The following is a 20,394-nucleotide window of genomic DNA, read 5'->3' as shown; positions in this document are numbered from 1 at the left end:
CCATCCTTACTAATAAGTATTGCTATATTTAAACCGATACAGTGTACGGTGCGCGTTCTATTATTTTAACACTAACCCAATCCCCATATTATGGTCTTATTCACAAAAAAGTCACTACGAATAGTCACTTGCATTTTAAGTTTATTAGTCGCCAATTATGCATTAGCTCAGGAAAAACCTGTATATGTAATCGTTCACGGAGCATGGGGAGGTAGCTGGGCTTTTAAAAATGTTGATGAAATAATGTCCAACCACGGCAACATTGTTTACAGACCAAGTTTAACCGGTCAAGGTGAACGTGTCCACTTGAGTTCTCCTGACATTGATCTGAATACCCACATCAAAGATGTGGTTAATCTGATTCTTTATGAAAACATACACAATGTTATTTTAGTTGGTCATAGTTATGGAGGCATGGTAATTACCGGAGTTGCCGATAGTATCCCGGATCGAATTAAAAAGCTGGTTTTTCTTGATGCAATTTTGCCTAACGATGGAGAAAGTTTAGCTACTTCCAAAAAAACTGGCACTAATGATATTGGAATGGCATCAACAAATGGTTTTATGATTCCCCAATGGGTTAAACCAAACCAGCCACTTCCAAAAGATGTACCCCAGTCTGTCAAAACCTTCACTCAGCCTGTTTCAAGAAAAAACCCTAGGGCCTTAAAATTGCCTGCGACATACATATTAACTGTGCAAGAAGGTACAGAACCTGAAAAAGACAGCTTTTATGCATATGGTGAGAGGGCCAAAGAAAGGGGTTATAAATACCTGATATTTAAAGCAGATCACAACCCACAGTTTAACAAATCTGCAGAGCTTGCTGATTTTCTGGAAAAAGAGAAATAATGATTTTAGATTGCTCTTTTATCTGCTGTAAACACCGGAGTGTATTGCTTTTCGCAACTCCCCGTCTTCAGTATCTGCGGTATAGTCCCAGTACATCGCACCGAGCATTCCCTTTTCAAGCAAATAAGCGCATTTTATAGCAATAGACTGCGGCGTTTCATAGGTCAATACAAACTCTCCTGCATCATTCACTAAATAAGGAGCTTTAGCCACATCATCCCATTTTTTTGTATAACCGTTTAGTTTTACGATGTCTTTATAATCGATATACCAGGCAATATCACCTTTACCATGCCCATAAAATGGAATCCCAAGAACTAGTTTGTTGGCGGGTACACCTGCATTTAAATGTGCAGTCACCCCTTCATCCACACTGATGTCTTTGGTATACTCTGAATGATAAAGGCCTGCATGATGATTTGGAGGGGTCCCCATGTCATACGTCATCACATTCACAAAATCCACTATTGGTGTAATCGCCTTAAAATCGATATACTTTGCATTTGAAACAGACGCCAATGTCAGTAATTTTTTATGACCAATCTTATTTCTAATCTGAGACATCAGTAAAGTATAGTTTTTGGTATCATCTGGGGAAGAAGATATTCCAGCTTCGGAACTTGTGGGATATTCCCAGTCTATATCTATTCCATCTAAGTTAAATGAACTTACTACTCTTTGGCAATCGTCAACAAATTTGCTTCTGTTTTCCACAGACGCAGCCATTTCACTAAATCTTCCACTTTTCCACCCACCAATAGACAGCAAAACTTTAAGCTTTGGATGTTTAGATTTTAATTCAACAATATCTTTCAAACGGCCTTCATTCTCGATAGTAACGCCATCAAATGTTTTATTTACATGGCCAAAAGCATAATTGATGTGTGTAACCAGTTTAGGATCGGGTAAAACCTTACCCCACGACGTAACATAAGCTACAATTACCTTATTCTTGACGTGCTTACTGGGAGTTTCTTTTTGCTGTGCCTGAGCTGTACTTAACATAGCAGTAAGCAAAATACCCATAATGGAGTAAATAAATTTCATGGTTAAATTGGTTTAGGTGCCTAAATTTAGAAAAAATGATCAGATATTATGGGCATTGCTTTTGAATTGCTTCAGTAAATTCTTTGGTGATAGGCCTTCCTCCCAGTTTCTTGCATTCATTATAATATTTCAGGGCATTTTTACAATCCTGCTTCATAAAATACACTGCCGATAGCTTAAATAAAGTATTTTGATTTTTAGGATCTATCTTATACGACTGGATTAATAAATCAATAGCGGCAGACAAATCCTTGGGATTGTTGCTGTTGGGAAATCTGGCGTAATAGATTGTTGCTTTATCAGTAAGTAAGTTTGAGCTATTAGGATTCAAACTCAGTCCCTCATTCAATTGTTCCATCGCTTTTTCATGATCCCCTAGTGTAAAATAAACAGCAGAAAATCCCCAGAATACATTTTCATTTTTAGGTTCCAGTAACCACGCCTGATTAAACCTGTACATTGCTGTTCTAACATCGCCTTTATAAAGATATTCAAAACCCAGTTTTATAAGTATCTCTGCACCTTTATGGTGGTTACCTTGTTGCTTCAGGTAATCATCTATAAGCTGTTGATCTGCTTCTTTTTGAGAGTCCGTTTTAACAGCATCTCCAAACTTGGGATTTAACCTGATATTAGTTTGCGCTTCTTTTTTCCAATCCTCATAACTGATTGCTTTACCAGGTAATTCTGAGTTGACATTTGCAGGCTGCTGTGCGTAATTACATGAAGTAATTGATAATGAAATTAGAGCTATTATTAGAAGTTGTTTCATTAAGAGATGCGTTGAATTGCTATTTGTTAAAAAATTCTATTCTTGTAGAACAAGATAGGAACTATTTTCTTACTTTAACAATTGCTTATAGCAATCAGAACCGAACATACAATATGGCCAAATACGTCTCTCTCATTTTAACCAGATTCCTTTTTTTATTTTGCATCCTTTTTGTTTTATGCTTTAATAATGGGGCTTTTCCATTCCTATATTATATTCAGAAGTTCAGTATACCTGCGCTGCAGTCTTTTATTCCCTGGTTTGCTCAAAAATATTTGAGCCTTTCGTACCAAATCACCACTTTCACCAATGGTAGTGGAGATACCACTTACGACTACGTGTTACTTCTTTGTGTCTTCCTTGTTTCTTTCTTTGGAACAATTATATGGTCGGCGTTAGACAGAGATAGAAAAAGCCATGATCAGCTATTCTACTGGACTATAGTAGTGTGTAGGTTTTATGTTGGTTTTATGCTTGTCCATTATGGAATTGCAAAACTTAATGATGGACAATTTCCATCATTATACTTAAGCCAACTTACAACAACTTATGGAGATTCTTCTCCGATGGGTTTGGCATGGAGATTTTTAGGTTTTTCTGATGGTTACAAATGGTTTATGTTTACAGCAGAAATGATGGGTGTCTTATTGTTTTTCAGAAAAACAGCAACCATTGGTGCTTTTTTATGTCTGATGACTTCAGCGAATATTATGGCCATTAACTACTTCTATGATGTCCCGGTAAAGTTGCTGAGTACAGCTCTTGTTTTGATGTGCTTAATTATCCTTTCTCCTAATATTAGGATTTTGTTTAAGTTCTTTTTTAAGGGAGAACTGGTAAGACTAAATCTATTAAAGGCTCCTGTTTTTAAAACAAAATGGGCCAGAATTTCTAAAATAGTATTGAAGTATGCTGCAGTGTTACTCTATGCAGCAATTCCGTTATTTACCGCGTTAAACATAGCCCTAATTAGCAAAAAGACCAATAACAAGCCCGTAGTTTATGGCGCTTATGATATAGAGGAGATAAAATCAGAAAAGAACGGGCCGCTTCCCGACACCTCTTTTTTGAGTCGCAAATTGGAACTAGTGGCATTTGACAGAAATGACTACGCAGTTATCAAATATAACGGAACTGAAACGGCATGGTGTACTTATAAAGTACTTCAAACATCAAAGACTCTGGACATATCATTTACTGATAATCCAAAAGTTACCTACAAGCTAAATTACCAATTTCCTGACAGCAATAAATTGATTCTTAAAGGCAATTTATTTGGTACGCCTGCTACAATTACTTTGAAGAGAAAGAAGTATCAGCTTGCTGAACGACCATTTCGATGGATTAGTGAACATCCGTACAATAGATAAATATTCCTTAGAACATTTCAACAATTCTCGGAACCGGAGAAAATTTCAGTTAAATTTGCTGTATGAGTAATGGCGGTTCTTCTAATTCAATTTTCGACAAGGTTTTATCTTTTATTGACTATACCAATCAGAACATTTTTCTGACAGGAAAGGCTGGAACCGGAAAAACAACCCTGCTTAAGCGGATTAAGGCGAGTAGCTCAAAAAAAATGGCCGTGGTTGCTCCTACTGGGGTTGCAGCAATGAATGCCAAGGGAACCACAATCAATTCCTTTTTTCAATTGCCTCCAGGCTCCTTTTTCCCGGGTGATATTAGTTTAGAGAACCTGCAATCTGGAATACTTTCTATTCAATCTATGGTTTCTGATTTAAGCTATACCAGAGATAAGATAAATCTATTTAATGAACTGGAGCTACTTGTTATTGATGAGGTTTCGATGGTACGTTGCGACTTGCTGGATGTAATTGATGCAATACTAAGATCGGTTAGAAAAAATACCATGCCTTTTGGTGGGGTTCAACTCCTGCTAATTGGAGATTTATATCAACTACCACCGGTTACTAAAAGAGAAGATTGGGCGTTTCTAAGTAGAGCATACCCATCGCCTTATTTCTTTGATGCGCTTGTAATCCGCAGAAACCCACTTTTACAAATAGAGCTTACCACAGTATTCCGACAAACTGAACCTGAATTCATTAATATTCTGAATGGTATCAGAAACAATCAGATTAGTGAAAGCAGTTTGGATCTGTTAAACAAAAGATACGACCCTCAATTCAGCTCTACTGATGACTTAAATCCGATTATCATCACCTCACATAATGCTGAGGCTAATACAATTAACAAAGAAAAGTTAGATGAGTTAACCGGTGAAGAGTATACTTTTGAGGGAGAGGTAAGCGGAGAGTTTAGAGATCTGGGCTTGCAGGCAGAGCAGACCTTAAAACTTAAAGAAGGTGCCCAGATCATGTTCATAAAAAACGACACAGGTGATAATCGGAAATTCTATAACGGAAAGATCGGAAAGGTTAAGTCTGTTAAAGATGGTGAGATCTATATCTCTTTTCCGCAGGAGGATGATTTGTTATTGGAAAAATCTTCATGGCAATCTTTTGAATATAAAGCTGATCCTGAACAGGCCATTATACAACAGCAAGTTGGGGAATTTTCCCAATATCCGATTAAATTGGCCTGGGCCGTTACAATTCATAAAAGTCAGGGATTAACATTCGACAATGCAATAATTGATGCCGGAAAATCATTTGTTGCCGGTCAGGTTTATGTTGCTTTGAGTCGTGTTAGAACACTAAACGGACTTATTTTAAAATCAAAGATCAGTACTGAAAGTTTAAGGTCAAATACGGAGGTGATCAATTACATGAAACCCGCTAATGAAGATGACTTAGAGCACATTTTAATTACTGAACAGGAAAGATTCATTCTTCAGGTAGTATTAAACCATTTTTCGCTAAACCGTGTGCTTAGCGGATTGGAAACAATCAGTTCAAACTCTGAGATCGTTAAATCGCACCTGCCAGAATTTAAATCTTTGCTTGCTCAATTGAATAAATCGGTTAAAGACCTTATGATCTTGTCTGAAAAGTTTCAGACCCAGGTGAAGCAGTTACATAAGCAAGCAGGTTTTAAAGATCAACAAGTGTTGCAGGATAGAATTGAATCTGCATTGGCCTATTTCAGTAAGGAGATCACTATTCAGCTCCTAAATCCTGTAAACAAAAACATCAGGATTAAACCGAAAAACAAAATCCAACAGCAAATACAACACTTACTCCAAAAGTACAGGCAAATAATTGAAGCAAGAGTTTCGCAAATGCAATTCGGTTCTGGATTATTAAAAGAGCCAGTTAAACCCGAAGATTATATTGCCTGGATTGATAAACATAAGACCAAGCCCAATACTAAACCAGGCTCTTCCTCGGTAGAGCCTACAGTTACATTACAACTATTTTAAACTTCGGTTTAACCTAAATATGTCTACATCATCACTCCCCGTTTTATTGGTTACTGTTATATTGCTGATTGCAATGATGGGGATATGTGTCTGGGCAAAAAAATTAACGTTCCCTGCAGCGCTTACCGCGGGTTTAATTGGTTTCTTTGTATTTGCAGGTATAGGAGAAACCGGGATACTAATGCTTGTTACCTTTTTTATTCTTGGCGTATCGGCTACGGCTCACAAAAAACAACTGAAGGCAAAATACCATCCGGAAATTCTGGATAACAATGGGAGAAATGCCGGACAAGTATTTGCAAATGGAGGAGTTGCGGGGTTAACAGGCATTTTGGCAATTGTTGACCATCATCATTCAGACCTATATGTTTTAATGGCAGCTGCCAGTCTTGCATCTGCCCTTGCCGATACCCTATCTTCTGAACTGGGCATGGTGTACGGGCGTAGATTTTATAACATCCTGACCTTTAAAAGAGAGGCAAATGGTTTGGATGGAGTTGTAAGTTTAGAAGGAACCCTTATAGGTACATGCGGTGCGTCTGTAATAGGCTTAATTTACGCTGGGTTTGATAAAATGAGCCTCATTGTGATCGGTGCAGGAATACTTGGCAATCTGACAGATTCGATACTCGGAGCTACCTTTGAACGCAAAAACTACATGAGTAATGATGTGGTAAATTTTCTGAATACGCTTGTAGCATCCTTATTGGCGATAATGGTCTATTACATATTTAATTTTCCATAACTTAGCGGCCACAATTAAAATCGTTATGGCAGTATTACATAGAAAAGAAGAGAAAATTGAAGCAGTATTGAGTAAACTTCCAAAAGATTACACAGACAAAGATTTTGTAGATATGTTTATTAAGCTCTACTCTAAAGATTGGGGTAAAATTAAAGCCAATTATATCAAACAAAATCAAGATAAGGAACCTGGCACTGTAGTTAAAATGCCTAAGCCAGAACTTTATTTAAAGAATTTACTGACTACATTTCTTGAAAACAACTAATGGAAAAGATGACGGTCTATAAAAGCTTTTTATCGTCCGTCATAAACACTCTGGTACTTTCAACATACTCACCACCTTTAGAATCCTTGTACTTTAAATTAATATAAAAAGCTCTATAACCTGAATCAGGATACTGCTCTAAAGTATTTATCTCTGATTTAGGTTTAACATCCAGCTTTCTGGCCTCCCATTTATCATTTCGAAAATCCAGATCCGGCGAATCAGCATGCCATACGGTAACATCAATTAATTTATCTGCTGTAGTTTTAATGCTAACCTTTACTCCTTGTTCACTTTGAGAGGATTTCCATATGCAAACCGGATAAGGCGACTTTGACATAGTGAGTCCAAAGAATGAGCTTAGGGTAGTCATGGCCTCTTTACCGTCACCAAGCCCATGCCCCACATTTGGCACATAATGAATTAAGTTTTGACCGGGAATACTGTCGTAATAATTCTTGATATTGTCTATTGGCCAATATTCATCATTGGTGCCCATTACGATCATTTTAGGCATTGTTAGTGATTTGCGGTACGAATATGGATCAATCATGGTGGCCAGGTCATTGCTGCTCCCGGTACCCAGATCCTGTACAAGACCTAGTTTAACGTAATCTTCTATCTGGATGCTATAATCTTTCCAAACCTTGATTTGATAGTTCATACTTACCGGCATGTTCAGCATATCGATCACCATTGGTGCAATTGCGGTTACCCGTTTATCAGAAGCTCCGGTAAGCCAGGTTGTCCAGCCACGTTTGGATGCCCCCGATACCACGAAACGGTTAATACTATGATGTAGTTTTTGTTTAGAAAATTCCTGAACGGCATCCATCGCTCTTTTTGCAGATTTAACCATTGGGAATAACAATGGCCAGCTGTAATCGCCATCTTTTTTGTAATTATGAAGTGTGTATGATATTAATGCATCTTCCGTTAAATTATTATAAAGAGGTTGATTCGGTGCCTGCTTGAGTATGGCAACCACAGCTTTGTTTTCTTTTGCTATTGCACTAAAACTTTTAACCAGGCCATCGCCTTTATCACTCCAATTTGGCATGCCTTCTTTATTTATGCTTCCACCGGTAATAAACAACAACGCTCCGTCGTACTTATTTTCTTTTGGAACGATTATGCTAAGCTGGTGGGTCCAGGTGTATTCTCTCCACTTTTGCGAAGTAAGCAGAATACTGTATACTTTCAGTTCATCAAGATCATAAGAGTCCTTTACTTCCCATTTGTAGGTGTTATCACCGTTATTCAGGTAATGTGACAAAGCGTTAACGGGAGTGATTCCAACTGATGATGTTGTTGTTTGGGCCTGAACAAGCAACGTTATCAAGCACAAGAAGAGCGTAGAAGCCGGAACTAATTTTCGAGACATTTTCTTTTTTTAGGAACTAATATAGCAAATATTTGACGGGTTTTTATTTAACGGTTTGGGCTAGCGGATAGCCTTTATTGATCCATTCAGTTTTTAAATTAACTGTTAAATTTAATAAATATGCTTTCGTGAACTTTTGCTCATTTAACGCTTTAAAGGCAGGCCTGATGTTAGGGCATTTATCCATTGGACAGCAGCCGCAATACACTACTATCATTTCATTTTTTGGAAGGCCTTTTATTACTTTAGTCAGCTTTTCTACATTTTGTTTCTCACTGGCAGCGCCAAGGTGTGTGGCACCTTTTATATCTTCAACAACACCAATGTTATAAATACGGATTTTCTGCCCTTTTTCGATCATATTTGCCAGAACAGAAGGCTCCATAAGTTGACTCTTAGTCCAAGGATTGCTCTGTAACTGAGCAGACGGTATTTGTTGTGCTTTAGAAATATTTGAATTGGCAACAAAGATTAACAAAACAGCTATCGTTTTTAAAAGTAAGTTTTTCATGAAATTTGAATTATGTGGCAATTTAATGATTACTACTGTAAACTTCGCGATTAATGATCTGCGGCATTACTTTGTTACTTAATGCGGCAATCAGGTTATCTGCAGCCATAACGGCCATCTTGTCCCTGGTTTCTTCAGTTGCAGAACCAATATGTGGCAGCACACAAACATTCGGCAAATTAAGCAAGGGATTATCTTTATCCATAGGTTCGGGATTGGTAACATCCAGACCCGCTCCCCATATGGTTTTATCTTGAATTGCGTTAATCAGATCGGCTTCATTGTGTAAGCCTCCCCTTGCTGTATTGATAAACAAAGCGCTGCGCTTCATTTTTTCGAACGCAGATCCATTGAATAAATTCTTGGTTTCGTTTGAAAGATTGGCATGAACAGACAATACATCACTTTCGGATAATAGCTGATCAAAAGAAACATATTTTGCATCCAATATTTCCTCTGCTTCAGTATTGCGATTTCTATTGTGATAAATGACATTCATGTCGTATGCTGCCTTAGCCTTTTTAGCAAGCTCTACCCCGATCCTTCCCAAACCAAAAACACCAAGTGTTTTTCCTTTTAATTCTATTCCTAAATTTGCGGTGGGCTCAAAAAACGACCAACCACCGCGTTCAATTCTTTTATGCATCTGAAAGGCATTACGGGATACCGCGAGCATCAAGAGAAAGGCCACATCTGAGGTGGCATTACTAAGTACATCAGGAGTATTGCTAACAGGTATTTTATAAGAGGTTGCTGCTTCAATATCTACGTTATCATACCCAACACTCATCAATGCTACAGCTTTCAGGTGACTGCACTCCTCAAAAAAGTGAGCATTTAATTTGTTAGATCCTGCACTTAGCAGAGCATCATTATTTTTGCAAAGCTCAATTAGCTCTTTCTGTGGCAAGGACCTTTTTTCCGTATAAATAGTCAGTTTATAACCCGCTTCTTCGAGTAATTGAATTCCCCGTTGAGGTATTTTTCTTGTTATTAAAACTTTAATCATGTATTTCGCAAAAATTTAAACTGGAATTATAAACACGCTCCAATATAACAAACGATTAATAGTTTTAATTTATTTGTTCCATAACAAAATACTTGCTTGGTAAGCTGACCTTATATCTCTACTTTTAGAAATAGATAATCTTATTTGAATAGTCACAACACTTAAGCCAATACAATACACTATGAGCACAACCTGGAATGATGATGATTTAAAAGAAATGGCTAGCCAACTAAGCTCACCAAAGGGTGATAATGGAATAAAAACCGGCGAAAGAATGGCTATTTCAAATGAAAATATGATTGCCAGGACCATACAGCAACTGGACATAAAAGCGAATGATCATGTTTTAGAAATCGGTCAGGGCAATGGAAGCCATGTAAATTCCATCATCACCAAATCAACAGGAGTTCATTATTTTGGTATTGACATCTCTGAAACTATGATTGAGGAGGCAACAAGAATAAATCGAGCGTTTGTTGATAAGAATGTTGTTTCGTTTGAATTATCTAATGGCCATGACATTGACTTCCAAAGCGGTTCATTTGATAAAATATTTACGGTAAATACCATTTATTTTTGGGAAACCCCCGATGTTTACGCTAAGGAAATTTACAGGGTATTAAAGCCAGGCGGCAGTTTCAGCATCGGCTTTGCCGACAAAGACTTCATGAAAAAACTTCCTTTTACAAAATGGAAGTTTCGGCTATATGACAAGGAAACCGTTTCAGAAACACTCATTAAAGCTGGTTTTTCCATTGCTAAAATTACTCAGGAGAAAGAGAACATTAAAGGTAGCCTTGGAGATTTTATAGAACGAGACATTATAATCATAACAGCAAAAAAACTTTAAATAAAAAACACACGATTAACTACTCTCTAATGAAACAAACAATCATTTTTATACTATTCACCCTGTTTTGTACTGGTGTAAATGCTCAGGAAACTTTTACCATATCTGGAACAGTAACAAATGCCAAAGCTGAACAAATTGAGGCCGCCACAATATTTATTGACGGATCTCAAAAATCAACAACAACCAATACTAAAGGCGAATTTAAATTTTCCGGTATTGTGCCTGGTACTTATCAGGTTGTGGTTAATATGTTGGGTTACGGCTCAATAAAACAAAATGCAGTTGTTTTAGAAAAATCGGTTGTTCTCAATTTCACATTAGAGGAAAAACAAATCATTTTAGACGAAGTGATTATTGGCGATAACAATCAGCGCAAGAATTTTCTAAAAACATTCACTAAATATTTCATGGGAGAATCTAAAAATGCAAAAGAATGCAAGATATTGAATACAGATATCATTGATTTCTCTACAGAAAAGGCTATTTTAAAAGCCAATTCGCCTGATTTTCTGATCATAGAAAACCGAAAACTTGGATATCGTATTAAATACTTACTGAGGAAATTTCAATACAATAAAACAGCTGATGCAACGATCTATGATGGAGAATCTATTTTTGAAGATATTAAGGGCTCAAATGAAGAGCAGCAGACCTGGAAAGCAAATAGAAAAATGGCATATGAAGGATCGCTCATGCACTATTTAAGAGCGCTTTATAAAAACAAAACTCAGGAGGAAGGCTTCCTTACGCATGTTATAAAAAACGTTGATTTTCCATTAATGATAGATCCAACTCCAGTGTACACAGAACAGCTTATTGAACGCGCAGACAGCAATTTTATCACCTTTAAATATAAAAAGCGACTCTATACCGTTTATGATAAGAAAAAAGTGGCATCCCTTGCCCCATCAAAAGGAAGCTGGGAAATCATAGAGATGGACGAAACCGGATCTGTTTTACAACTGGATGCGCAGGTTGATGTTAGAGGTAGCTATGCAGGATACAAAAACCTATTGATCCAGGGATTTTGGGGTCGTAAACGTATAGCAGATCAGCTTCCGCTGGAATATGATCCGGATACGCAATAATAATAAGTATTTAAATACGAATCGTATTCTTTCGTTCAACAGAAATATCAGAGGCCTCGGCGAGCATTACCGATACAGGTTGCTGCTGTGTAAGAAAACTAAAATTCTGTCCATATACCAATCCAAAATCAACAGCGATATTAAAGCTTTTTACTTTGTATTGGGCCCACTTAGGATGTTTTACCTCATATTCGTTAGTTTTTTCTGAGCTATATCTTGCATATCCCCAGTAGTGGCCTGTAATAAATTCGGTTTCGCTTCCCGTCTGGATTTCTGAAAGGGCTTTGTTTGCCGTTACACTAAAACTTTGCCATTGATTGTTATACCGCCACTTATATTCTACATAACGATCTTCTTCATTTTCCTTTATACAGTGACTCATTGGCATTGCCTCATAGTTTTCGTTATAAATAGCATTGGCTACTATTGATAATGCAAATTTTGGCACTATTTCCTTAATAAATACCACACCCCTTTTTACGACTCCATTATCGTTATACCTGACATAGAACCGAAGGTTTATCTCTTCAAAGTTTGCATGAAAGGGAATACTGAACCCCAACAGCTTTGTGTTTTTAAACAGAAAGCCGATTAAGCTTACATAACAGGTATCATTCCATAAATCCAGCTCTGTGCCAGCCGGCAAATAGGGAATAAGTAAATTCTTATCAATAGCATAATTAGCTATAGCTAGCTTTCGCCACTCAGCGGTTAAAAAACTCATTATGCAAAATACAAAATATTATAATCAAACATTTAATATACAAGGCTGTTGTATAAAATAAATTAAAGAGATAGCCATGAACAAAACAATAGCATTAGTAATGATAATCCTTGGCGTTGTTATGCTGATTTGGACAGGATTTACCTACACCAAAAAAGAAAAGTTGATTGATGCCGGCCCTATTCAGATTTCGGCAGACAGGGAAAAAAGTGTAAACTGGCCTCCATACATCGGTGGTGTAGTTTTGATTGCAGGGGTGGTTATTTTACTAACCTCAAAAAGATCAAAATAGGTTGGCTTGAAGTATCAATTAAAGAATATATGAATATATTTTTAATAAATTGCTGTTTTTCAATAAATTAAATGTACATTTGAAAATAATTAAATTACAATATAATGCAACAAGGAACAGTAAAGTTTTTCAATGAGACAAAAGGTTTTGGATTTATCGTGCCAGCTAATGGCGATAGCGAAATCTTTGTACACTCTTCAGGCTTAATCGATAGCATTCGTGAGAATGATTCAGTAAGCTATGACGTTGAGCAAGGTAAAAAAGGCTTAAACGCAATTAATGTTAAGATCAGTTAATCAACTCATTTTATAAATTAAAGAAAAGCATCCCTTAAAAGGATGCTTTTTTTGTTTCCAATCATTTTGTTCTGAGTCATTAATGAACCTGTTCAAATAAGCCTTTATCGTTTCTTTTTAATAAAATTTAAATAAACGGATAATAATACTGCTGCGATAAAGCATGAAGCTGTGGCAATATCAACAAATGTGGAAGATACATCCCCCCCGGTCACTTTATCGACAAAATACTTTATGAAAGAGTTTGGTAAATTGGTTTCGCCCAGCTTTTCCTTTAGTTGCCACTGCCAATCAGTTATTGGGCAATAACCGAGTCCAAACCAAATACCTAATATCAGCCATGAGCCGGCTGTTAATAGTACAAAAACAAAATGAAGTGCTCTTGTCTTTCTCCAAATCCACCCTACCAGGTTAAATCCAATAATGATTAAGTGTAATGCTGTAAAAAACCAATCCAGAAACAAGTACATACGATATAGTTAAGTCTAAACAAATGTGTCCTACTGAGTCTCTTTTTCCACACTAAATTCCATAATTGTATTGTTGAGCACTTTGAGTCGCTTTGTCCATAAAAGGAATAACCAGCGCAATTGCACCAGGGATACAGCAATAACTCCAGCCAACAAAACGTATTTGCCTGTTGTAAAGTTTATATTATAAGTAAAAAAGACTAGAAAACCTGTGATTAGGAAAGCCCTGGAAGAGATTGATACCGTTGCATAAACCTTAATTTTTGACAGGTATCTTTCTAATGATGACTTGATTGTGCCTCCATTAATAAGGTTTTTTGAAAAATTGTAGCCCAAAACATTATGAATAAGTGCAAAAAGCATAGATACAACGAGTAATATATTGATTGCAATGGGCTTTTGATCGCCGTCAAACATGGTATAATAGCAAAGCAAAAATACCGACCATCCGATTATCTCTATTGTAAATTGCTTTCTGATGCCCTTAAGCACCGGGTGTTTGCTTTCGATAAGCATTGAGCTCAGTTCTTTATTCGTTTTAACTGGCGTTTGTACAGCATTCCATGCTAATTTAAGTGGATCAGTTTCCATAATTATCTGATTAAAAGTTTTTGGATTTTGAGTTTTATTCGATTGAGCTTAACCCCTACGTTGTTTTCATTTATGCCAATTATTTCAGCAATTTGCCTATAACTAAGGTCGTCAAGGTAAAGGGCAACAATAGCCCTTTCACTTTCGTTAAGTTGTTTTAACGTTGCAAACAAGCTTTCTTGCCGAATGGCATATTCTTCATCTACCTCGTCATCAGGCAAATCCGGCAACACTTGATGATATTCAACATCAAGTCTTTTTTTCCGAAACGAAGCAATTGCGGTATTGAGCGCAATACGGTACATCCATGTACTTACCTTTGCTTCCCTTTTAAATGAAGGAAAGGACTTCCATAGTTGATAGGTGATTTCCTGAAAAAGATCTTCCCGATCTTCCTTACTATCACGATATAATCTGCAAATCTTATGGATGATACCCTGATGTTCCTGAATCAGTACTAAAAAGGGCTGCTCATCCATAGATTAATAATTAAATACATATTTCTTCAATTTCTCAATAGGTTGCAGAAACCGAAGAAAACTTACATTATCCGTAGAATCAATACATCTTATACTCAAAAGTATATCTAAAGGTTCCTGCACTTTCGCCAGATTCAAATGTAGCCTCCGTTAACAAAGTTACAGGAAAGTCATCATCATCGTAAGTGAATGTATTTTTTTGCCGAAGTTCCGCGCCGTTTGGATACTTTATAACTGAAGCAAGCAAATCATTAGGTGAAAACCTGTCAAAGGTCTCTATTCCATTTATGTATTTTAATCGTGAATTAAAATACATGCTTTTTTTAGTTCCAAAAGTAGATTCCTTTATGATAAATACATCCGTTTGACTATCATACCCGACAATATTATCTCCAGCATACCGATAAAATCGCTTTTGTGCCACAGTACCAGATTCATTTACGTGAACTTCGGTAATCTTATCTCCGGTATAAATATTCCCGAGCGTGACCCCTCCTTTTAATTCCCCATCGGTATAAAATTTCCTGACTATTTGTTTTGGTTTTCCATCAGCATACGAAAATTCCGAAAGATTTCTCTTATTACCGAACTTTGTATCTATGCTAAATAGCTCATCGCCATGATAGGTATATGTCGCAAATTCTTTTCCGGCCCAGCTAATTGTACTTATCCTCTTTTTCTCATCATAAGTATAGATCGTAAATTTTGTGGTTGGTGTTGGAAATCCACTTACCTCTATTATTCTGGACAATAATTTAACAGGAGTTTGCTCAGGCTCATCAGGTCCTGATTTTTTTTTACATGTTACCAGCAATAAAGATACAGCAACAATTAGGAGCGTCAATTGCTTTTTCATTATTTAAATATTTGGTTATCATAAATATACAAAAAAAGCTACTTTTTCAATTGTTCAAAATAGAACACTCCTTTTTTGTTTCCAATAACAATATCTATGAGTTTATCCTTATTCATATCTTGAGTTACAACTTGCAGGCCTATCCCGGAATTGTCGTCGATCTGATGAGGAATCCAAGAGGGAATTTTTCCCGGCTTATATTCAAACCAATATAAAACAGCAGGCTCTTCTTCGCCCGGATCGTGTCCATTGTGTGCGTAAAAGCGCTTTCCAGTTACCAGATCAGGATGACCATCCCGATTCATATCTATCAGTGCAAGGCCATGGGTTTGTGAAAATGATTTAAAAATCTCATGACGTGCCCAAGCTGTATTCCCCTGACTATCTTTTACCTGTTCATGCCACCAAATTCCGTAATTATGAGAAGAAGCACTAATAACATCCACATCGCCATCGCCATCCAAATCCATTGCATACATTTGAGAGCAATCATCGCCAAAATTTGCTGGATGCCATGTCCAGTCAGAGGCAGTACGGTCAACCGGGGCCTCCCACCATCCATCTTTAATAAACACATCAGCCCGGCCATCTTTATTGATATCTGCAAAGCCCAAACCATGGGTAAACTGGTGAGTTCCCCTGTCTTTTACATCGCTTATAACATGTACCGTCCATGTAGTATCACCCTTTAAAACTGGCGCCTTTAACCAAACTACTTTATTCCCCTTGGAATCTGCACATAACAGATCTGTTCTTCCATCTCCGTCAACATCTACAAAGCGAGGCGATTCATTTCCTACAGATGAATACAGCGTTCTCATTTTCCAGTGTCCGTCTTTATTCTTTGGATTCTCATACCAAACGGCGGGTTCTCCCGGAAAATCGACCCGAATAATGTCTAACCAACCATCCTGATTTACGTCCATTGTGTGGTTTAGAAATGAATTACTATAAGCGTTTTTCCAATCAAACTTTTTAGGTTCATCAATTTCATGTTGTTTCCAATCAGGTGCTTCGAACCAGTAAGCTCCGGCAATGATGTCCATTTTACCATCTTTATTCAAATCACCTACGGCTGAACCTTCTGAGATAAATTCATTAGTTAGCGTATGCTTTTTAAAATGTATTTCTTTTACATTTTTACTTTTCACCTGTGCTGACCCTGTATTACTAAGCAATGAAATACCAGCTACTAAACATGCAATTAGTGGTCTGTTTATATTCTTCATTTTATTTTTCTATATGGATAATTCTATTCTTTTACACTTAACAAATATTTAAGCAATGCATCAAAATCCTTTTTGGCAATCGTTTTACTAAATTGATCTGGCATTAGCGTGTATTTGGAAGGTTTTCTTTCTTTAATTTCATTTTTAGGAATGGAAAATTCCTGCCCACCAGGGTTTGCAAACACCAACACTTCACCCTCTTCTCTGCGATACAAACCGGTTAACACCTTCCCGTTTGTTAAAACTATATTATATGTTCTAAAGGCTTGTGAAATATTGCGATTTGGATCTAATACCTTTTCTGTTAAGGCCTTTTGGCCCCAGTTTCCAATACCATCGAGCTGTGGGCCTATCATGCCGCCATTTCCTTTTATCTGGTGACACATGCTGCAATTCTGCATAAACATTGCTTTACCGGATTCTAGAGTTACAGTTGTAGGATCAAAGTCTAACAATCGGGATGCTATCAGCTGTTTCCGTGCTTCGCTCTCTGAGGCCTGACCTAAGCTCATTTGATCTATTTGTTTCTGTTGTTTTGAGCTAATATTTGCAGCAAGCCCCTCTTTTACTGGCAATTCAGATAAAAGATCGAATTTTACATCACCTTGTTTAACAGAAGTCAAAAGGTAATCAATACCTTTTTCAGAGTTGACCAATATAGTTGCAATTGCAAGCTGTAAGCTGCGTTGACTTCCCTCAAAACCTTTTTGTAATAAGACGTATCGGTTCTCAGAATTATCCTGACCAATTACCTGAGCAATTTTTTCTTTCAACAACTGCCCCTCATCAAGACTTAAAAATATCTCTGAGATTAGTGCTTTATGCTTAGCAGGGTTTAAGTTCATCAAAGCCATTGCAGCCGCAGCCCGTGTCTTGTAATCGGCCCAGCGCGCTTTTGCTAACATTTCCATTTCTGGTTCCAGCTCCCTTACCTTGTAATCGCTTACAATTTCAGCAGCCAAAGTATAGCGTGCTGCTGTTTCCGCCACCCCTTTATCCGGGATATTTAAAACTGCAGGTATTAATCCCCCAATCCCAACAGATCCGGTCTTAGTGCTATCAACAACTTCAAGAAATGCCATTTGCCCTTTATAAGGCTCTAAATTGAACTTCACAGATTTCATAAGTTCTTTAGCTTCCATTTTATCATTAAACACTGCACGATAAGAGGCAATTACCTTTTTAGATTTAGCCAGACGAATTCGAACAGTATTTTTTGAAATACCTATTTTAGATTCAGTGTTATGTACATCGTTGTCAAATACACTAAGTGCTAAAGATGAGGGTAAAGCAAAATCAGGTGAAACAAGTATGCCAGTTGGAGGATAGCCATTAATCTCGCTCCAGATTACTTTAAGAGTAGGTAATTCTGCAATAATTGCATGATTTATTGTTGACCAAGGATTTATGGGATCGCCGGTTTGTTCTAGTGGTTTATTACTCCAGAGGTTAGATGTAGCGGAGATGTTTTTTAATGACTTTTGGGCCAGGGTGATTCCCCAGCTTTTCATTGACGGTGTTAATTTCCCCCCCCGTTGCCGTAAACCCTGCTGCATGGTATTGAACAATGCATACTGCCCATCAAGATCATCAGAAAACTTTTTCTGGATAAACTCAATAGGTTGCGTCAGGTTTTCGGCATCCATATAACGACCAATATATTCTAAATTAGAAACCAATTCTTTATGTGATAAATTATGGTTTTGCAGATATCTCATCGCAAATAGTGCAGCCTCTTTAGACGGCACATCCAAAATAACTTTGATCAATACTTTTAACTGTTCTTCATTCCAGTTCTGAGCAAGAACATTTTTCATTACTTCAGTATTCTTTAAGTTATCTCTTACAGCCAATAGAACAGTATATTTCAAATGACTATCCTGTTCACCAGCGCCAGCGTAAACCGACAGTAAAGCCTTAACCGCTACCGCTTTTGGATATTTACCCAACACCTCTGACGCAACACGCTGTACATGTGTACTTGTATCCTTTAATGCATTTAATGCCTTTTCCTGATATTTTAATGGAATTGCTGTTTTCTCCGCAAGTATTCTAAATGCATGCACTCTAATCACCGCATCGTTATGATTAAGTGCCTTATCTAAAACCCCGTCCTGTAAAGCCTTTAAACGAAACAAAATCCACAAAGTCTGAACATAGGACCTTGAATCGGTTTTGGATGATTTAAGTTTATCGGTTAACTGATCAACTGCCTTTACCCCATACCCTTCAACAATTTGATTGGCAATCATCATTCTTAGATTAAGTTGAGGATGGTTTAAGTTTTTAATCAATTCAGCAAGGCTGGCTTTTGACCAATCTTTAAGCTTATTATCTTTATGTTTCTTATCGCCTTTATAAGTTATTTTCCAGATCCTTCCACTTTGACGGTCTCTGAGCGGATGGTCCAGAGGTACCTCATAATGCCCGATAATACGGTTATAGAAATCGGCAATATATAAAGCACCATCAGGCCCTGTTTTAATGTTAACGGGCCTGAACCATGGATCGGAACTGATTAAGAAATCCTCCTGACGCTTCGCTTCGGGTGATGAACCGGTAAAAGACATTGTATTTCTATTGATCCGGCAGGTAACCACATCTCCTGAATAAAAACTGTTTCGGTATTCTTGGGGAAATTGCTCTCCGGAATAATAAACCAGACCAGATAACGCTGTTGATCCAAGTTCATAACTCATCATTTCGGGAGCAAAACCCATGGCTGGCGACTTCTTACCAAAATGAGGATATTCCGCTCCTCTAATCAATTGATAAATTGGTTTAGAATGGCAATCAACTGAATACAGATACCCCCATTCATCGAATGTATAGCCAAAAGGATTCACCCTACCATATGAAGTTTGCTCTACCCTACTTCCATCAGGCTGAAAACGAAATGTATTTCCTGAAACCATGGTAATGGAATCTCCATCAGTACCTGCAATTGTTGAAGTATTGGTAAACCCATGGCAAGCATAGATCCATCCGTCGAACCCCCTTATAAAGTTATTGACCATCCCATGTGTATCCTGGTGACCAAATTCACCTAGAATTACTTTTTTTTCATCTGATTTCCAATCTCCATTTAAATCAGTAAACTGGTAAATATTTGGGATACTAAAGGCAATAGCGCCTTTCTGAACCGGTATTATACCAATTGGTATATTTAGATTTTCTGCAAATGGTATGAATTTATCGGCCTTCCCATCTCCATCTGAGTCTTCAAGTATGGTTATTTTATCATGACCTTTTGCCGGAGCTGCTGCCATTGGATATTCTGATGACTGTGTGACCCATAGCCGACCTTTTTCATCAAACTCCATGTTTATTGGTTTTCCTATGTCGGGTTCAGATGCATAAAGTGTAATTTCGAATCCCGGAGGTAATTTAAATCCGGCACGCTCCTGCTCAGGTGTCTGAAATTCAGTGGTACGGATATGCTCTGCAAACTGCTTTTGATCAGGGTCGGTTATTCCCTTCACATTCCTCTGACTTGTCTTTTTTGACATGTTGCACCCAGAGGAAGCAAGCAGAAGGCAGAGCATTAAAATGCTCTGTTTCAGTCTCATTTGTGTTTAGTTTGCTTCA

21 protein-coding genes are annotated in these 20,394 nt (G+C 37.4%); 9 read left to right on the top strand and 12 right to left on the bottom strand.

Annotated elements, in window-relative coordinates:
* Window positions 1–90: 90 nt before the first annotated feature.
* Complete coding sequence (locus AC1DDK_RS20250) at window positions 91–852, top strand: alpha/beta hydrolase (protein ID WP_216854456.1); 762 nt, start codon at window positions 91–93, stop codon at window positions 850–852.
* An 18-nt stretch (window positions 853–870) separates the two neighbouring features.
* On the opposite strand, the gene AC1DDK_RS20245 is transcribed toward AC1DDK_RS20250, so the two are convergent.
* Together AC1DDK_RS20245 and AC1DDK_RS20240 are read right to left on the bottom strand one after the other, a co-directional pair.
* The gene (locus tag AC1DDK_RS20245) at window positions 871–1,899 is read right to left on the bottom strand and encodes a glycoside hydrolase family 18 protein (protein ID WP_337717790.1); all 1,029 of its coding nucleotides are present in this window, start codon (window positions 1,897–1,899) and stop codon (window positions 871–873) included.
* Window positions 1,900–1,945: 46 nt separating this feature from the next.
* Entirely contained in the window at window positions 1,946–2,671 is a 726-nt protein-coding gene (locus AC1DDK_RS20240; RefSeq protein WP_337717792.1) for a tetratricopeptide repeat protein, read from the bottom strand.
* On the opposite strand from AC1DDK_RS20240, the gene AC1DDK_RS20235 reads away from it, so the two are divergent.
* The 4 genes from AC1DDK_RS20235 (at window position 2,638) to AC1DDK_RS20220 (ending at window position 7,024) form a co-directional block, all read left to right on the top strand.
* Window positions 2,638–4,041, top strand: coding sequence for a hypothetical protein (locus AC1DDK_RS20235; RefSeq protein ID WP_337717794.1), 1,404 nt, complete (start codon window positions 2,638–2,640; stop codon window positions 4,039–4,041). The two genes, AC1DDK_RS20240 and AC1DDK_RS20235, sit on opposite strands and share 34 nt — an antisense overlap.
* A 62-nt stretch (window positions 4,042–4,103) precedes the next feature.
* The gene (locus AC1DDK_RS20230) at window positions 4,104–6,014 is read left to right on the top strand and encodes an ATP-dependent DNA helicase (protein WP_337717796.1); all 1,911 of its coding nucleotides are present in this window, start codon (window positions 4,104–4,106) and stop codon (window positions 6,012–6,014) included.
* A 19-nt stretch (window positions 6,015–6,033) separates the two neighbouring features.
* Entirely contained in the window at window positions 6,034–6,759 is a 726-nt protein-coding gene (locus tag AC1DDK_RS20225) for a DUF92 domain-containing protein (RefSeq protein WP_337717798.1), read from the top strand.
* 25 nt (window positions 6,760–6,784) lie between these two features.
* The gene (locus tag AC1DDK_RS20220; RefSeq protein ID WP_172662490.1) at window positions 6,785–7,024 is read left to right on the top strand and encodes a hypothetical protein; all 240 of its coding nucleotides are present in this window, start codon (window positions 6,785–6,787) and stop codon (window positions 7,022–7,024) included.
* Window positions 7,025–7,040: 16 nt separating this feature from the next.
* On the opposite strand, the gene AC1DDK_RS20215 is transcribed toward AC1DDK_RS20220, so the two are convergent.
* Genes AC1DDK_RS20215 through AC1DDK_RS20205 form a run of 3 tightly spaced genes read right to left on the bottom strand, consistent with a single transcriptional unit; the run spans window position 7,041 to window position 9,928 of the window.
* Window positions 7,041–8,408, bottom strand: coding sequence for a PhoPQ-activated pathogenicity-related family protein (locus AC1DDK_RS20215; protein ID WP_337717800.1), 1,368 nt, complete (start codon window positions 8,406–8,408; stop codon window positions 7,041–7,043).
* 43 nt (window positions 8,409–8,451) lie between these two features.
* Entirely contained in the window at window positions 8,452–8,919 is a 468-nt protein-coding gene (locus AC1DDK_RS20210) for a rhodanese-like domain-containing protein (RefSeq protein WP_337717801.1), read from the bottom strand.
* Between the two features lie 22 nt (window positions 8,920–8,941).
* Window positions 8,942–9,928, bottom strand: coding sequence for a 2-hydroxyacid dehydrogenase (locus tag AC1DDK_RS20205; RefSeq protein ID WP_337717804.1), 987 nt, complete (start codon window positions 9,926–9,928; stop codon window positions 8,942–8,944).
* A 181-nt stretch (window positions 9,929–10,109) separates the two neighbouring features.
* Here AC1DDK_RS20205 and AC1DDK_RS20200 point away from each other — a divergent pair, with 181 nt between their 5' ends.
* Entirely contained in the window at window positions 10,110–10,778 is a 669-nt protein-coding gene (locus tag AC1DDK_RS20200; RefSeq protein WP_288883850.1) for a class I SAM-dependent methyltransferase, read from the top strand.
* Window positions 10,779–10,807: 29 nt separating this feature from the next.
* Window positions 10,808–11,869, top strand: a complete 1,062-nt coding sequence (locus AC1DDK_RS20195; protein ID WP_337717807.1) for a carboxypeptidase-like regulatory domain-containing protein — start codon at window positions 10,808–10,810, stop codon at window positions 11,867–11,869.
* Between the two features lie 10 nt (window positions 11,870–11,879).
* Here the strand turns inward: AC1DDK_RS20195 and AC1DDK_RS20190 are convergent, their stop codons facing one another.
* Window positions 11,880–12,593, bottom strand: coding sequence for a YqjF family protein (locus AC1DDK_RS20190; RefSeq protein ID WP_477612329.1), 714 nt, complete (start codon window positions 12,591–12,593; stop codon window positions 11,880–11,882).
* Between the two features lie 76 nt (window positions 12,594–12,669).
* Here AC1DDK_RS20190 and AC1DDK_RS20185 point away from each other — a divergent pair, with 76 nt between their 5' ends.
* Together AC1DDK_RS20185 and AC1DDK_RS20180 are read left to right on the top strand one after the other, a co-directional pair.
* Entirely contained in the window at window positions 12,670–12,885 is a 216-nt protein-coding gene (locus AC1DDK_RS20185; protein WP_172662484.1) for a hypothetical protein, read from the top strand.
* Between the two features lie 104 nt (window positions 12,886–12,989).
* Window positions 12,990–13,181, top strand: coding sequence for a cold-shock protein (locus AC1DDK_RS20180; protein WP_012780707.1), 192 nt, complete (start codon window positions 12,990–12,992; stop codon window positions 13,179–13,181).
* 104 nt (window positions 13,182–13,285) lie between these two features.
* Here the strand turns inward: AC1DDK_RS20180 and AC1DDK_RS20175 are convergent, their stop codons facing one another.
* From AC1DDK_RS20175 to AC1DDK_RS20150, 6 genes are all read right to left on the bottom strand, one after another.
* Window positions 13,286–13,651, bottom strand: a complete 366-nt coding sequence (locus tag AC1DDK_RS20175) for a DUF2784 domain-containing protein (protein ID WP_172662483.1) — start codon at window positions 13,649–13,651, stop codon at window positions 13,286–13,288.
* Window positions 13,652–13,681: 30 nt separating this feature from the next.
* Complete coding sequence (locus AC1DDK_RS20170) at window positions 13,682–14,242, bottom strand: hypothetical protein (RefSeq protein WP_337717808.1); 561 nt, start codon at window positions 14,240–14,242, stop codon at window positions 13,682–13,684.
* A 2-nt stretch (window positions 14,243–14,244) separates the two neighbouring features.
* Complete coding sequence (locus AC1DDK_RS20165) at window positions 14,245–14,721, bottom strand: RNA polymerase sigma factor (protein ID WP_288883856.1); 477 nt, start codon at window positions 14,719–14,721, stop codon at window positions 14,245–14,247.
* 79 nt (window positions 14,722–14,800) lie between these two features.
* A complete protein-coding gene (locus AC1DDK_RS20160) occupies window positions 14,801–15,577 on the bottom strand; it encodes a hypothetical protein (protein WP_337717809.1) in 777 nt (258 codons plus the stop codon).
* Between the two features lie 38 nt (window positions 15,578–15,615).
* Entirely contained in the window at window positions 15,616–16,806 is a 1,191-nt protein-coding gene (locus AC1DDK_RS20155) for an FG-GAP-like repeat-containing protein (protein WP_337717811.1), read from the bottom strand.
* A 23-nt stretch (window positions 16,807–16,829) separates the two neighbouring features.
* On the bottom strand, window positions 16,830–20,375 hold the full coding sequence (locus AC1DDK_RS20150) for a PVC-type heme-binding CxxCH protein (protein WP_337717813.1): 3,546 nt from the start codon (window positions 20,373–20,375) through the stop codon (window positions 16,830–16,832).
* Window positions 20,376–20,394 lie beyond the last annotated feature (19 nt).

The organism is Pedobacter sp. 05T44, from assembly GCF_056395985.1.
The sequence above is the reverse complement of the archived record's forward strand: the minus strand, read 5'-3'. Positions and strand labels throughout refer to the sequence as shown.

What these genes read in the sequence shown, in the direction of transcription:
- AC1DDK_RS20250 (WP_216854456.1), top strand. Translation starts at nt 91, where the DNA reads ATGGTCTTATTCACAAAAAAGTCACTACGAATAGTCACTTGCATTTTA.
- AC1DDK_RS20245 (WP_337717790.1), bottom strand. Translation starts at nt 1,899, where the DNA reads ATGAAATTTATTTACTCCATTATGGGTATTTTGCTTACTGCTATGTTA.
- AC1DDK_RS20235 (WP_337717794.1), top strand. Translation starts at nt 2,638, where the DNA reads ATGAAATTAGAGCTATTATTAGAAGTTGTTTCATTAAGAGATGCGTTG.
- AC1DDK_RS20240 (WP_337717792.1), bottom strand. Translation starts at nt 2,671, where the DNA reads ATGAAACAACTTCTAATAATAGCTCTAATTTCATTATCAATTACTTCA.
- AC1DDK_RS20230 (WP_337717796.1), top strand. Translation starts at nt 4,104, where the DNA reads ATGAGTAATGGCGGTTCTTCTAATTCAATTTTCGACAAGGTTTTATCT.
- AC1DDK_RS20225 (WP_337717798.1), top strand. Translation starts at nt 6,034, where the DNA reads ATGTCTACATCATCACTCCCCGTTTTATTGGTTACTGTTATATTGCTG.
- AC1DDK_RS20220 (WP_172662490.1), top strand. Translation starts at nt 6,785, where the DNA reads ATGGCAGTATTACATAGAAAAGAAGAGAAAATTGAAGCAGTATTGAGT.
- AC1DDK_RS20215 (WP_337717800.1), bottom strand. Translation starts at nt 8,408, where the DNA reads ATGTCTCGAAAATTAGTTCCGGCTTCTACGCTCTTCTTGTGCTTGATA.
- AC1DDK_RS20210 (WP_337717801.1), bottom strand. Translation starts at nt 8,919, where the DNA reads ATGAAAAACTTACTTTTAAAAACGATAGCTGTTTTGTTAATCTTTGTT.
- AC1DDK_RS20205 (WP_337717804.1), bottom strand. Translation starts at nt 9,928, where the DNA reads ATGATTAAAGTTTTAATAACAAGAAAAATACCTCAACGGGGAATTCAA.
- AC1DDK_RS20200 (WP_288883850.1), top strand. Translation starts at nt 10,110, where the DNA reads ATGAGCACAACCTGGAATGATGATGATTTAAAAGAAATGGCTAGCCAA.
- AC1DDK_RS20195 (WP_337717807.1), top strand. Translation starts at nt 10,808, where the DNA reads ATGAAACAAACAATCATTTTTATACTATTCACCCTGTTTTGTACTGGT.
- AC1DDK_RS20190 (WP_477612329.1), bottom strand. Translation starts at nt 12,593, where the DNA reads ATGAGTTTTTTAACCGCTGAGTGGCGAAAGCTAGCTATAGCTAATTAT.
- AC1DDK_RS20185 (WP_172662484.1), top strand. Translation starts at nt 12,670, where the DNA reads ATGAACAAAACAATAGCATTAGTAATGATAATCCTTGGCGTTGTTATG.
- AC1DDK_RS20180 (WP_012780707.1), top strand. Translation starts at nt 12,990, where the DNA reads ATGCAACAAGGAACAGTAAAGTTTTTCAATGAGACAAAAGGTTTTGGA.
- AC1DDK_RS20175 (WP_172662483.1), bottom strand. Translation starts at nt 13,651, where the DNA reads ATGTACTTGTTTCTGGATTGGTTTTTTACAGCATTACACTTAATCATT.
- AC1DDK_RS20170 (WP_337717808.1), bottom strand. Translation starts at nt 14,242, where the DNA reads ATGGAAACTGATCCACTTAAATTAGCATGGAATGCTGTACAAACGCCA.
- AC1DDK_RS20165 (WP_288883856.1), bottom strand. Translation starts at nt 14,721, where the DNA reads ATGGATGAGCAGCCCTTTTTAGTACTGATTCAGGAACATCAGGGTATC.
- AC1DDK_RS20160 (WP_337717809.1), bottom strand. Translation starts at nt 15,577, where the DNA reads ATGAAAAAGCAATTGACGCTCCTAATTGTTGCTGTATCTTTATTGCTG.
- AC1DDK_RS20155 (WP_337717811.1), bottom strand. Translation starts at nt 16,806, where the DNA reads ATGAAGAATATAAACAGACCACTAATTGCATGTTTAGTAGCTGGTATT.
- AC1DDK_RS20150 (WP_337717813.1), bottom strand. Translation starts at nt 20,375, where the DNA reads ATGAGACTGAAACAGAGCATTTTAATGCTCTGCCTTCTGCTTGCTTCC.